The organism is Pasteurella atlantica (assembly GCF_963693435.1).
Taxonomy (GTDB): domain Bacteria; phylum Pseudomonadota; class Gammaproteobacteria; order Enterobacterales; family Pasteurellaceae; genus Phocoenobacter; species Phocoenobacter atlanticus.
This window is the reverse complement of sequence record NZ_OY856306.1, coordinates 55,589-69,145: the sequence shown is the minus strand read 5'-3', so window position 1 is coordinate 69,145 and position 13,557 is coordinate 55,589. Positions and strand designations below refer to the sequence as shown.

Below are 13,557 nucleotides of genomic sequence, written 5' to 3'. Positions count from 1 at the left end.
AAAGCGAGATCATTAAGGGTTATACCTTTTAGATCTCGCTTTTTATTATTGCGTTATTGTATTATTTATTCCAAGGCATTTTTTGTAATAACATTGCCATTCCACATTTTCCCGTTACTCCAGCGAATACTAAGCCACAGCCTAAGAAAAGAGTCAAAGTTGTTCCTAAATTTGAGCTAAAACCAAGTAAAGAGAATACAATATTAAATGTTCCTGCGGCAGTTAAAACCTGACGGAACATTGGCATTTTTCCTTTATCAAGATCACGAATAACGTCTAAGTTGGCGTTATCCCACGCTTCAATACCACCGATTAAATTATAAATTTCAGCATCAGGTAATTGTTTGATCGCTTGTTCTGCTGCCATTTCTCCACGTTTACCTTTTAAGCATTGGAATACAATTTTACGTTTTTCATTAGTAAGATGTGGAATATGCTTATCAATGTAGGTTAGTGGCATAGACATTGCTTGAGGAATACGCCACTCGGTAAATTCGTTTGGTTCACGCACATCAACCAAAATGGCTTCACCAGAGGCTAACCATTGTTGTAATTGTGTTGCTTCAACTGTTTTCAGATTACTCATTTTTGCTCCTTAGCTATTGCAATAAACATTATGTAATGTTTCTAATAATGTTTTCATTCGAGGATCTTTAAGATAATAATTTAGAGTGCGGTGATCTCTATTGTAATCAATAATTCCCGCTTTTCTAAGAACCGCTAGATGGTTAGACATTAGCGTCTGTGGAGCATTTGTTAAACTCATTAATTCCGAGACATTTTTACTCTCTTCTGTTAACGCACATAGCACCATTAGTCGATAAGGATTAGCAATAATTTTTAATTGAGAAGCTGTATCTTCAGCATTTTGTATCATTTCTTGCACGCCTTAAACCTCCATACTAAACAACATTGTTTTATTTATAATAACATATTTTATTTGATGTGAGTACTTTTACATAACATAAAAACCTGATATCATTTATATTGTTTTTATAAACTATAATTTAGGAGAAAAAGAATGAGTCACAATTACACAGAACTAACACAAGCCCTTAATCAAAAATTAGCACAACTTCGCTCTGCTATCCCAGATACAATGCAAGGTTTTAGCCAAATGGCACAATCTGCATTAAAAGAAGATGCGCTTTCATTTAAACAAAAAGAGATGATGGCAATGTCTATTGCGATTGCAATGCGTTGTCAAGGTTGCTTAGGTTTTCATGCAAAAGCTCTCGTTAAAGCAGGTTGTACTCGTGCTGAATTTATGGAAATGGTACAAGTTGCTATTTATATGGGTGGTGGTCCATCAGTGATGACTGCTGCAGAAGCATTAATGGCATACGAAGAATTTGGTGGAGAAAAAGAATAGTTTTAATATGACAAGCGGTATGATTTAATTTGTTTTTTGCATATTATTCGGTTTGCAGAATAAAAAACCGTCCCTTTTATTGTTGGTAAATTCGTTTATAAAACGTTATACTCGTTCCCCTATTAGTATAACAATTTTAAACGTTAAGGATATTAAATTGACAAAATTAATTAAAAAACTCTTTTTTGCAATTACAACTTTAAGTGTGGCGGTTTCTGCACAAGCTACAGAAAAATTATATGTTTATAACTGGACTGAATATGTACCTTCAAGCTTATTAGAGAAATTCACGGAAGAAACAGGGATAGAGGTGATCTATTCTACGTTTGAAAGTAATGAAGAAATGTATTCAAAAATGAAGCTTACTCAAGGTGCAGGTTATGATATCGTGTTCCCTTCAAGCTATTATGTGAGCAAAATGGCAAAAGAAGGAATGTTAGAAAAATTAGATAAAACAAAATTAGCCAATTTTAAATATGTGAGTAAAGAATTAATGGGGCAAAGTTTTGACCCTAAAAATGATTACTCATTACCTTATATTTTCGGTTTAACAGGTATTGGTGTTAATAAAGAAGAAATTGATCTAACCACAGTAACTAGCTGGGCAGATTTATGGAAACCTGAATATAAAGGCTTATTACAGTTAATGAATGATTCTCGTGAAGTGTTCCATATGGCACTATTATTAGATGGAAAATCACCAAACACCACTAACCCAGAAGAAATCAAAACCGCTTATGAGCGTTTAAAAACCTTAATTCCAAATGTATTAACCTTCAATTCAGATGCACCTGAAATGCCATTTTTACAAGGTGAAGTATCAATCGGAATGATTTGGAATGGTTCGGCATATTTAGGTCAAAAAGAAGACCCAAATTTAACCTTTATTTACCCAAAAGAAGGAGCGATTGTCTGGATGGATAACTACGCTATTCCAAATACTGCTAAAAATAAAGAAGCAGCTTATAAATTTATTGACTTCTTACTACGTCCAGAAAGTGCAAAAGTTGTGATTGAAAAATTAGGTTTCTCAATGCCAAACGAAGGAGTAAGAGATTTATTAACCCCAGAACAATTAGCAGATAAAGTATTATTCCCACCAAAAGAAGAGCTTGAAAAAGGCATTGCCCAAGCAGATGTAGGCGATGCGATTGAAGTGTATGAAAAATACTGGAATAAATTAAGAACCAGTAACTAAGGTTAAAATATAGCGGTCAGATTTTTATAAAAATTTACCGTTTTTCATACTTAACAAAAACCTGTTGCAGATGATTTGCGACAGGTTTTTTATTTATAAATTTATAGGGTTGGATTAGCAAACTTGTTTGCGTATATCCGACCGTTTACTAAATAGCAATTGAATACAAAAAATGGCTTGTTTCTATTATAATCTATATAAATCATAAAATTTTAAACGTATCGATTATAATAGAAATCGTTATTGATTTTTGTATTTTTTTCTATTATAGTCTAAGCATTAAAGTAATGTAATAAGGGTTATCTATGAAATATGTTGTTAGACCAAAATATACTAAAAAAATAGAGAAATTTGTTGATAAATCCGTGATCAAAGTATTAACTGGAATGCGACGAGTAGGAAAATCAACAATTTTAACGATTATAAAAAATGAAATATTAGCGACAATTCCTACTGAGCAAAAAATTTATATTAATTTTGAGTCGTTAGAGTTTTTACATATTAATGATGCTAATGCGTTAGCTAAGTATTTGACTGAAAACTTAAAAGGAATGAAAGGCAAAGTTTATTTCTTTTTTGATGAAATTCAGTTAGTAAAAGATTGGGAAAAAGTCATCAATGGTTTAAGAGTAGATAGAGATTGTGATATTTATATTACAGGTTCAAATTCAAAACTCATTTCAGGAGAATTAGCCACATTATTAGCAGGGAGATATGTAGAATTTGAAATACAGCCCTTTACATTTGATGAATTTTTAATGGTTTATACTGAAACAAACTTAAATAGAGATGAATTATTTAATAAATTTCTACAAGTTGGCGGAATGCCAATTTTAAGGTATTTTAATTTAGAGGAAGAAACGAGCTATAAATATTTGCAGGATGTTTATAATACAGTTTTAGTAAAAGATGTTTTAAATTATAACAAAATACGTGATGTTGATATATTTAATCGTATTCTAAATTTTGTCATTCAAAATATCGGTGCAACTTTTTCAGCCAGTAGCATTAAAAAGTATTTAAAAAGTGAAAGCCGAGAAGTGTCCGTCGATACCGTTTTAAATTACTTAGAATATTGCCAAATGGCTTTTATTATTAAAAAAGTGCCGAGATACGATCTTATAGGTAAAAAAACATTAAAAATAGATGAAAAATATTATCTTACTGATCACGGTTTTCGACAGTCTAAGGGATATTCTAATATTAAAGATATTGAAAAAACCTTAGAGAATATTGTTTATATAGAATTGATTTCTAGGGGCTACCAAGTTGAAATCGGTAAGGTTGGTACGAAAGAAATCGATTTTATTGCGAGAAAAGATAAAGAAATTATCTATTATCAAGTTTCTTATTTAATGGCAACCGAACAAACCAGAGAACGAGAATTTGGGGTATATAAAAATATCAGCGATAATTATCCAAAATATGTCCTTTCAATGGATAACCTCGATTTCAGTCAAGATGGAATCATTCATCAGAATATTATTGATTTTTTATTACAGTAAGTAAGCGGTCAGATTTTATTTACTATTTGCAAAATCTTATCCTTATATATAGAAGAGAAAACAAAATGCCAGAATTACCCGAAGTTGAAACTAGCGTGCGAGGAATATCCTCTCATCTTGTGGGAAAAACCATAAAAGAGATTATTATTCGCCAAAAGCAGCTGCGTTGGTTGGTGAGTAATGAATTGAGCGAAATGCAAAATGCCCAAATTACCGCAATTTCACGCCGAGCTAAATATCTGATTATTCACACCACAAAAGGCGAAATTATTATTCATCTTGGAATGTCGGGTTCATTGAGTATTTTAGAAAAAGAAACCAAAGACGTTGGCAAGCACGATCACGTTGATTTAATTACACAAGATGGCATTGTGTTACGCTATAACGACCCACGCCGATTTGGTGCGTGGCTATGGGCGGAAAAAATTTCACAAATGCCCATTTTTCAAAAACTCGGATTAGAACCCCTTTCAGCAGAATTTAATGGCGATTACCTATATAAGAAGAGTAGAAAGAGAAAAGTGGCAGTTAAAAAGTTCATAATGGATAATGCCGTTGTGGTGGGCGTAGGGAATATTTATGCGTGTGAAAGTTTATTTTTAGCAAAAATTCTGCCTGAGCGATTAGCTTGCACCTTAACAAAGGAACAATCTCACTTATTAGTAACGATAATTAAGCAAGTTTTAATCAAAGCGATAGAGCAGGGTGGTACAACCTTGAAAGATTTTGTCCAACCAGACGGCAAACCAGGTTATTTTACACAAGTTTTACAGGTGTACGGACGCAAAGGCGAAGAATGTAATCAGTGCCAAAACCAAATTAAGACAAAAATCATCGGGCAACGCAATACGTTTTATTGTGATTATTGTCAAAAATAAGCGGTCACATTTTAATAAAAATTTACAAAAAACATTCAAATTGAATTAAAAAACATCGAATAGCAAAAAAATTAAATATTTTTCCAAAAAGTACTTGCGTTGTATTTTGAAATCTCTATAATACGCCACACACAACGACGCACTGTTGTGAAAGATTTTGCTAGGTGCGTCGTTGTTTTTTGCTCTTTAACAATTTATCAGACAATCTGTGTGGGCACTTGTTGATTGACTTATTTGAAAAAAATATTTGAAATAAAGAAGTCTTAATAAGTGTCACTGAAAATTTTTTTAATAAAAATTCTATGTCAGTTTATTGAGCGATTAAACTTTTAATTGAAGAGTTTGATCATGGCTCAGATTGAACGCTGGCGGCAGGCTTAACACATGCAAGTCGAACGGTAACAGAAGAAAGCTTGCTTTCTTGCTGACGAGTGGCGGACGGGTGAGTAATGCTTGGGAATCTGCCTTGTGGAGGGGGATAACTACGGGAAACTGTAGCTAATACCGCGTAATATCGAAAGATTAAAGTATGGGATCTTCGGACCATATACCACGAGATGAGCCCAAGTGAGATTAGGTAGTTGGTGAGGTAAAGGCTCACCAAGCTGACGATCTCTAGCTGGTTTGAGAGGATGACCAGCCACACTGGAACTGAGACACGGTCCAGACTCCTACGGGAGGCAGCAGTGGGGAATATTGCACAATGGGGGAAACCCTGATGCAGCCATGCCGCGTGAATGAAGAAGGCTTTCGGGTTGTAAAGTTCTTTCAGCGATGAGGAAGGGTTTGTATCTAATAGGTGCAAACATTGACGTTAGTCGCAGAAGAAGCACCGGCTAACTCCGTGCCAGCAGCCGCGGTAATACGGAGGGTGCGAGCGTTAATCGGAATAACTGGGCGTAAAGGGCACGCAGGCGGTTGTCTAAGTCAGATGTGAAAGCCCCGAGCTTAACTTGGGAATTGCATTTGAGACTGGGCGACTAGAGTCCTCTAGGGAGGGGTAGAATTCCACGTGTAGCGGTGAAATGCGTAGAGATGTGGAGGAATACCGAAGGCGAAGGCAGCCCCTTGGAGAGAGACTGACGCTGAGGTGCGAAAGCGTGGGTAGCAAACAGGATTAGATACCCTGGTAGTCCACGCTGTAAACGATGTCAATTTGGGGGTTGGGCTTTAAGCCTGGCGCCCGTAGCTAACGCGATAAATTGACCGCCTGGGGAGTACGGCCGCAAGGTTAAAACTCAAATGAATTGACGGGGGCCCGCACAAGCGGTGGAGCATGTGGTTTAATTCGATGCAACGCGAAGAACCTTACCTACTCTTGACATCCATAGAAGAGACTAGAGATAGTCTTGTGCCTTCGGGAGCTATGAGACAGGTGCTGCATGGCTGTCGTCAGCTCGTGTTGTGAAATGTTGGGTTAAGTCCCGCAACGAGCGCAACCCTTATCCTTTGTTGCTAGCGAGGTAATGCTGAGAACTCAAAGGAGACTGCCAGTGATAAACTGGAGGAAGGTGGGGACGACGTCAAGTCATCATGGCCCTTACGAGTAGGGCTACACACGTGCTACAATGGCGTATACAGAGGGCGGCGAACCTGCGAAGGTAAGCGAATCTCAGAAAGTACGTCTAAGTCCGGATTGGAGTCTGCAACTCGACTCCATGAAGTCGGAATCGCTAGTAATCGCGAATCAGAATGTCGCGGTGAATACGTTCCCGGGCCTTGTACACACCGCCCGTCACACCATGGGAGTGGGTTGTACCAGAAGTAGATAGCTTAACCTTCGGGAGGGCGTTTACCACGGTATGATTCATGACTGGGGTGAAGTCGTAACAAGGTAACCGTAGGGGAACCTGCGGTTGGATCACCTCCTTACCTGAATAAGCGACAATGAGTGCTCACACAGATTGTTTGATAGAGAAATAAGAGACAAAAAAGAGATAAGAGTATCTCTAAATGTTGTCCCCATCGTCTAGAGGCCTAGGACATCGCCCTTTCACGGCGGTAACGGGGGTTCGAATCCCCCTGGGGACGCCATTTAAAGATATTTATTATCTTATTGTTCTTTAAAAAATTGGAAACAAGCTGAAAACTGAAGACTTTCAAGTTCAGAAGACAGAGTACGGAAGACAGATGACAGGAATTAAAACTGTAATTTGTTAAAGTGGCTGTTTTTTGAGAAGAAGTCTGAGTAAGAAACTAAAAAATAGTATGTTGAACAAAAGCAACATACGAACTTGAGTTGTTTAATGTAACAATGTTGGGTTTTCTTTATTTTAAGAATACTTGAGGTTGTATGGTTAAGTGACTAAGCGTACACGGTGGATGCCTTGGCAATCAGAGGCGAAGAAGGACGTGCTAATCTGCGATAAGCTTGGAAGAGTTGATAAGAAACGTGATAATTCCAAGATTTCCGAATGGGGAAACCCAATAGGTGAAGAACCTATTATCAATGACTGAATACATAGGTCATTGAAGCGAACCGGGAGAACTGAAACATCTAAGTACCCCGAGGAAAAGAAATCAACCGAGATTCTGTGAGTAGCGGCGAGCGAAAGTGGAAGAGCCAGTTAGTTTTAGCATTTGTATTAAGAGAATGAGTTGGGAAACTCAATCATAGAGGGTGATAATCCCGTATCTGAAAATGCAATTGTGGAACTAAGCTAACGATAAGTAGGGCGGGACACGTGATATCCTGTTTGAAGATGGGGGGACCATCCTCCAAGGCTAAATACTCCTGATTGACCGATAGTGAACAAGTACTGTGAAGGAAAGGTAAAAAGAACCCCTGCGAGGGGAGTGAAATAGAACCTGAAACCGTGTACGTACAAGCAGTAGGAGCAACTTCGTGTTGTGACTGCGTACCTTTTGTATAATGGGTCAGCGACTTATATTTTGTAGCAAGGTTAACCGAATAGGGGAGCCGTAGGGAAACCGAGTCTTAACTGGGCGTTTAGTTGCAAGGTATAGACCCGAAACCCGGTGATCTAGCCATGGGCAGGTTGAAGGTTGGGTAACACTAACTGGAGGACCGAACCGACTAATGTTGAAAAATTAGCGGATGACTTGTGGCTGGGGGTGAAAGGCCAATCAAACCGGGAGATAGCTGGTTCTCCCCGAAATCTATTTAGGTAGAGCCTTGAGCGGACACCTTTGGGGGTAGAGCACTGTTTCGGCTAGGGGGCCATCCCGGCTTACCAACCCGATGCAAACTCCGAATACCAAAGAGTGATACTCAGGAGACACACGGCGGGTGCTAACGTTCGTCGTGAAGAGGGAAACAACCCAGACCGCCAGCTAAGGTCCCAAAGTCTATATTAAGTGGGAAACGAAGTGGGAAGGCTTAGACAGCTAGGATGTTGGCTTAGAAGCAGCCACCATTTAAAGAAAGCGTAATAGCTCACTAGTCGAGTCGGCCTGCGCGGAAGATGTAACGGGGCTCAAATATAGCACCGAAGCTGCGGCATTGAATAGTTAATTCTATTCATTGGGTAGGGGAGCGTTCTGTAAGCGGATGAAGGTGAATCGAGAGGTTTGCTGGACGTATCAGAAGTGCGAATGCTGACATAAGTAACGATAAAACGAGTGAAAAACTCGTTCGCCGGAAGATCAAGGTTTCCTGTCCAACGTTAATCGGGGCAGGGTGAGTCGACCCCTAAGGCAAGGCTGAAAAGCGTAGTCGATGGGAAACGGGTTAATATTCCCGTACTTGTAATAACTGCGATGTGGGGACGGAGAAGGTTAGGTTATCAGGGTATTGGATATCCCTGTTTAAGCCGGTAGGTGGGAATTCTAGGCAAATCCGGAATTCTGAATAACACCGAGAAGTGATGACGAGGCTCTAAGGAGCTGAAGTAACTGATACCACGCTTCCAGGAAAAGCCACTAAGCATAGGTTATTATAAATCGTACTGTAAACCGACACAGGTGATCAGGTAGAGAATACTCAGGCGCTTGAGAGAACTCGGGTGAAGGAACTAGGCAAAATAGCACCGTAACTTCGGGAGAAGGTGCGCCGGCGTAGATTGTAGCCCTTTACGGGTGAAGGTTGAACCGGTCGAAGATACCAGCTGGCTGCAACTGTTTATTAAAAACACAGCACTCTGCAAACACGAAAGTGGACGTATAGGGTGTGATGCCTGCCCGGTGCTGGAAGGTTAATTGATGATGTAATCGAAAGAGAAGCTTCTGATAGAAGCCCCAGTAAACGGCGGCCGTAACTATAACGGTCCTAAGGTAGCGAAATTCCTTGTCGGGTAAGTTCCGACCTGCACGAATGGCATAATGATGGCCAGGCTGTCTCCACCCGAGACTCAGTGAAATTGAAATCGCCGTGAAGATGCGGTGTACCCGCGGCTAGACGGAAAGACCCCGTGAACCTTTACTATAGCTTGACACTGAACCTTGAATTTTAATGTGTAGGATAGGTGGGAGACTTAGAAGCAGTAACGCCAGTTATTGTGGAGTCAACCTTGAAATACCACCCTTTAACGTTTGATGTTCTAACGAAGCGCCCGAAACGGGTGTTCGGACAGTGTCTGGTGGGTAGTTTGACTGGGGCGGTCTCCTCCCAAAGAGTAACGGAGGAGTACGAAGGTTTGCTAATCACGGTCGGACATCGTGAGGTTAGTACAATGGTATAAGCAAGCTTGACTGCGAGACGGACATGTCGAGCAGGTACGAAAGTAGGTCATAGTGATCCGGTGGTTCTGAATGGAAGGGCCATCGCTCAACGGATAAAAGGTACTCCGGGGATAACAGGCTGATACCGCCCAAGAGTTCATATCGACGGCGGTGTTTGGCACCTCGATGTCGGCTCATCACATCCTGGGGCTGAAGTAGGTCCCAAGGGTATGGCTGTTCGCCATTTAAAGTGGTACGCGAGCTGGGTTTAGAACGTCGTGAGACAGTTCGGTCCCTATCTGCCGTGGGCGTTGGAGAATTGAAAGGGGCTGCTCCTAGTACGAGAGGACCGGAGTGGACGCATCACTGGTGTTCCAGTTGTTTCGCCAGAAGCATTGCTGGGTAGCTACATGCGGAATAGATAAGTGCTGAAAGCATCTAAGCACGAAACTAGCCTTGAGATGAGTTCTCCCAATCTATAAGATTGTAAGGGTTGTTTGAGACTAAGACGTAGATAGGCAGGGTGTGTAAGCGTTGTGAGACGTTGAGCTAACCTGTACTAATTGCCCGAGAGACTTAACCATACAACACTCAAGTGTTTTTGTTTCAGAAGACAGAGGACGGAAGACAGAAGACTGTAAGGTTGGAGTTTGAAGTTTAAGAAAGTTAAAGTAGAAGCTTGTTTTTAATTTAAAGAATGAAGAAAAGATTAGATATAAATATCGACAGATTTTCCTGATGGCCATAGTGCAACGGAACCACCTGATTCCATACCGAACTCAGAAGTGAAAAGTTGTAACGCCGATGGTAGTGTAGGGTCTCCCTATGTGAGAGTAGGACACCATCAGGGTTTTATTACATTAGTTTATTCATTATGAGTAGACTAACTTAATAAAAATTTTTCTAACAGTAATAGTGCAGTAGTACCACCTGACTCCATACCGAACTCAGAAGTGAAATGCTGTAACGCCGATGGTAGTGTAGGGTCTCCCTATGTGAGAGTAGGACACTGTTAGATTTTCCAAATTTGCGGAGTGGTAGTTCAGCTGGTTAGAATACCTGCCTGTCACGCAGGGGGTCGCGGGTTCGAATCCCGTCCATTCCGCCAACTCTTTTTAGGGGCGTAGTTCAATTGGTAGAGCGTCGGTCTCCAAAACCGAATGCTGGGAGTTCGAGTCTCTCCGCCCCTGCCATTTCTTATTATTGAGTAAATATTACTAACAAGTCTTTATTTTCTATGTGAATGAAGAAATGGTTAGGTAGCTACAAAATTCTACACTTTATCATTTTTTTAAATTAAAAATTCTTGTACATAATGACATCTGATTTGAAAAATTATGTTAGAAATAAACCATTTTTTCACCTATATATGTAAGGGAAAAATAAACAAAGAGTTTATGAGGCAGAAAAGTTCTGCTTTTTTTAATTTAAATATATAGATAAATTAAATTGTGACAAAACTTTACCTTGTTCAGTAGTTTTGTGTACTATTTTGTTGTTTGTGAATAATATTGTTATTTGTCATATTTTAGAGCGGTATAAAGGGTATTTGTTGTATCCACAATATTATGTATTTGAAATACTTATTTAATACCAAACTGTTGTTTCACTAAAGTTTGAAATTCGGTACAGCCACCAACATATTTATCATCAATAAAAATTTGTGGTACCGTCCTAACAGGTTTGCCCACTTTTGGCTCTAAATCAGATTTTGAAATATTATTTGTTTCCATATCAACAAATTTGAAATTAACATCATCTAATGTTACTTTCATTTTTCTAGCTAGTGCGATAGCACGAGTACAATAAGGACAGCTTAAACGTCCGTAAATTTCAATAAACATAAGTACATTCCTATAAAAACAATTAAAACCAAATCATCGCATCTAATTTGAGAATTTGCAAATTTATGATAAAATCTTACCGCTTATTTACCTGTTGTAAAGGTGACAATAAGCAAGAATTTGTAGGGCAGAGGGAAATCTGCCTTTTTTATTTTATTAATAACAAGTTGCCTTTTGTATGGGCGACCACTGTAAAGGAAAAAAATTATGCCAATTATTACTTTGCCAGATGGCTCAACACGTCAATTTGAACAAGCAGTTTCTGTTTTGGAGGTTGCTCAAAGTATCGGTTCAGGTCTTGCTAAAGCAACTATTGCTGGTCGTGTAAATGGTGTCCGTGTTGATGCGTGCGATATGATTAAACAAGACAGTAAATTAGAAATTATTACCGTAAAAGATGAAGATGGTTTAGAGATTATTCGTCACTCTTGTGCTCATCTTTTAGGACACGCTATAAAGCAACTGTACCCAAATGCAAAAATGGCGATTGGTCCTACGATCGATAATGGTTTCTACTATGATATAGATTTAGATCATTCTTTAACCATTGAAGATTTAGAAAAAATTGAAAAAAGAATGTTAGAGCTTGCTAAAACAAATTATGAAGTGATTAAAAAAGTGGGTAGTTGGCAAGATGCTTATGATGCTTTTGACGCACGTGGTGAATCTTACAAATTAGAAATTTTAACCGAAAATATTGATAAATGTGACACCCCAGCGTTGTATCATCATCAAGAATATATTGATATGTGTCGTGGTCCTCACGTACCAAATATGCGTTTTTGCCAACACTTCAAATTACAAAAAGTGGCAGGAGCATACTGGCGTGGAAACAGTGACAATAAAATGCTACAACGTATTTATGGGACAGCTTGGGCGGATAAAAAACAATTAAATGCTTATTTAAAACGCTTAGAAGAGGCAGCGAAGCGTGATCACCGTAAAATTGGGAAAGCGTTAGATTTATACCATATGCAAGAAGAAGCACCAGGTATGGTGTTTTGGCACAATGACGGTTGGACAATTTTCCGTGAATTAGAAACCTTTGTGCGTACTAAATTAAAAGAATATGATTACCAAGAAGTAAAAGGTCCGTTTATGATGGATCGTGTACTTTGGGAACGTACAGGACATTGGCAAAATTATGGTGAATTAATGTTTACTACTTCATCAGAAAACCGTGAATATTGTGTGAAACCGATGAACTGCCCTGGTCACGTACAAATATTTAATCAAGGGTTAAAATCTTACCGTGATTTACCATTGCGTATGGCAGAATTTGGATCTTGTCATCGTAATGAACCATCAGGTTCATTGCACGGTTTAATGCGTGTACGTGGCTTTACCCAAGATGATGCCCATATTTTCTGTACTGAAGATCAAGTGGAAAGTGAAGTAACCAGCTGTATCAAAATGGTTTATGATATTTACAGCACTTTTGGGTTTAATGATATTGAAGTCAAACTATCTACTCGTCCTGAAAGCCGTATCGGTTCTGATGAAATGTGGGACAGTGCAGAAGCAGGCTTAGCGGCGGCATTAAAAACGAATGGTTTAAGCTATGAAATTCAAGAAGGTGAAGGGGCATTCTACGGTCCTAAAATTGAATTTACGCTACACGATTGTTTAGGTCGTGAATGGCAGTGCGGAACTATTCAGTTAGACTTTGCTTTACCTGGTCGTTTAAATGCATCTTATGTGGCAGAAGATAATGATCGTAAAACACCTGTAATGATCCACCGTGCTATTTTAGGATCACTAGAACGCTTTATCGGTATTATTACCGAAGAGTATGCAGGTTTCTTCCCTGCGTGGTTAGCACCAATGCAAGCGGTAGTATTAAATATTACTGAGAGCCAAGCTGACTATGTAAATGGTGTTGTGAAAAAATTGTCTGATGCGGGTTTACGAGTAAAAGCAGATTTACGTAATGAAAAAATTGGATTCAAAATCCGTGAACATACCTTACGTCGTGTCCCTTATATGCTAGTTTGTGGCGATAAAGAAATTGCCGAAGGAAAAGTGGCTGTGCGTACTCGTAAAGGGAAAGATTTAGGTTCAATTAGTGTTGATGAATTTGTTCAAATGTTGAAAACACAAGTACGTCATCGAGATCTAAAATTATTTGAAGAAGAGTAAA

The 13,557-nt window shown here is 39.0% G+C and carries 8 protein-coding genes, 3 tRNA genes and 4 rRNA genes; 12 read left to right on the top strand and 3 right to left on the bottom strand.

Annotated elements, in window-relative coordinates; translation table 11 throughout:
- Positions 1-61 precede the first annotated feature (61 nt).
- Positions 62-586: a rhodanese-like domain-containing protein gene (locus U9966_RS00340; protein WP_306347504.1), complete on the bottom strand. Its 525-nt coding sequence runs from the start codon at positions 584-586 to the stop codon at positions 62-64.
- Between the two features lie 9 nt (positions 587-595).
- Positions 596-877, bottom strand: coding sequence for an ArsR/SmtB family transcription factor (locus U9966_RS00335; RefSeq protein WP_306347511.1), 282 nt, complete (start codon positions 875-877; stop codon positions 596-598).
- A gap of 144 nt (positions 878-1,021) precedes the next feature.
- Between U9966_RS00335 and U9966_RS00330 the strand changes: the two genes are divergently transcribed.
- From U9966_RS00330 to U9966_RS00280, 11 genes are all read left to right on the top strand, one after another.
- A complete protein-coding gene (locus tag U9966_RS00330) occupies positions 1,022-1,372 on the top strand; it encodes a carboxymuconolactone decarboxylase family protein (RefSeq protein ID WP_306347505.1) in 351 nt (116 codons plus the stop codon).
- A 157-nt stretch (positions 1,373-1,529) separates the two neighbouring features.
- Positions 1,530-2,570: an extracellular solute-binding protein gene (locus U9966_RS00325; RefSeq protein WP_306347506.1), complete on the top strand. Its 1,041-nt coding sequence runs from the start codon at positions 1,530-1,532 to the stop codon at positions 2,568-2,570.
- A gap of 305 nt (positions 2,571-2,875) precedes the next feature.
- Entirely contained in the window at positions 2,876-4,075 is a 1,200-nt protein-coding gene (locus U9966_RS00320; protein WP_306347507.1) for an ATP-binding protein, read from the top strand.
- Positions 4,076-4,140: 65 nt separating this feature from the next.
- Entirely contained in the window at positions 4,141-4,953 is an 813-nt protein-coding gene (gene mutM, locus U9966_RS00315; protein WP_306347508.1) for a bifunctional DNA-formamidopyrimidine glycosylase/DNA-(apurinic or apyrimidinic site) lyase, read from the top strand.
- 330 nt (positions 4,954-5,283) lie between these two features.
- Positions 5,284-6,825 (top strand): 16S ribosomal RNA (locus tag U9966_RS00310).
- Positions 6,826-6,911: 86 nt separating this feature from the next.
- Positions 6,912-6,987: transfer RNA gene (locus tag U9966_RS00305), tRNA-Glu, on the top strand.
- A gap of 261 nt (positions 6,988-7,248) precedes the next feature.
- Positions 7,249-10,157: ribosomal RNA gene (locus U9966_RS00300) — 23S ribosomal RNA — on the top strand.
- Between the two features lie 150 nt (positions 10,158-10,307).
- Positions 10,308-10,423 (top strand): 5S ribosomal RNA (gene rrf / locus U9966_RS00295).
- A 52-nt stretch (positions 10,424-10,475) separates the two neighbouring features.
- A 5S ribosomal RNA gene (gene rrf, locus U9966_RS00290) occupies positions 10,476-10,591 on the top strand.
- Together the 16S, 23S and 5S rRNA genes with 3 tRNA genes alongside form the textbook arrangement of a ribosomal RNA operon.
- A 13-nt stretch (positions 10,592-10,604) precedes the next feature.
- Positions 10,605-10,681, top strand: a tRNA-Asp gene (locus U9966_RS00285).
- 9 nt (positions 10,682-10,690) lie between these two features.
- Positions 10,691-10,766: transfer RNA gene (locus tag U9966_RS00280), tRNA-Trp, on the top strand.
- A 390-nt stretch (positions 10,767-11,156) separates the two neighbouring features.
- Here U9966_RS00280 and U9966_RS00275 read toward each other — a convergent pair.
- Positions 11,157-11,417, bottom strand: a complete 261-nt coding sequence (locus U9966_RS00275) for a GrxA family glutaredoxin (protein WP_306347794.1) — start codon at positions 11,415-11,417, stop codon at positions 11,157-11,159.
- A 207-nt stretch (positions 11,418-11,624) separates the two neighbouring features.
- Here U9966_RS00275 and thrS point away from each other — a divergent pair, with 207 nt between their 5' ends.
- A complete protein-coding gene (gene thrS, locus U9966_RS00270; RefSeq protein ID WP_306347795.1) occupies positions 11,625-13,556 on the top strand; it encodes a threonine--tRNA ligase in 1,932 nt (643 codons plus the stop codon).
- Position 13,557 lies beyond the last annotated feature (1 nt).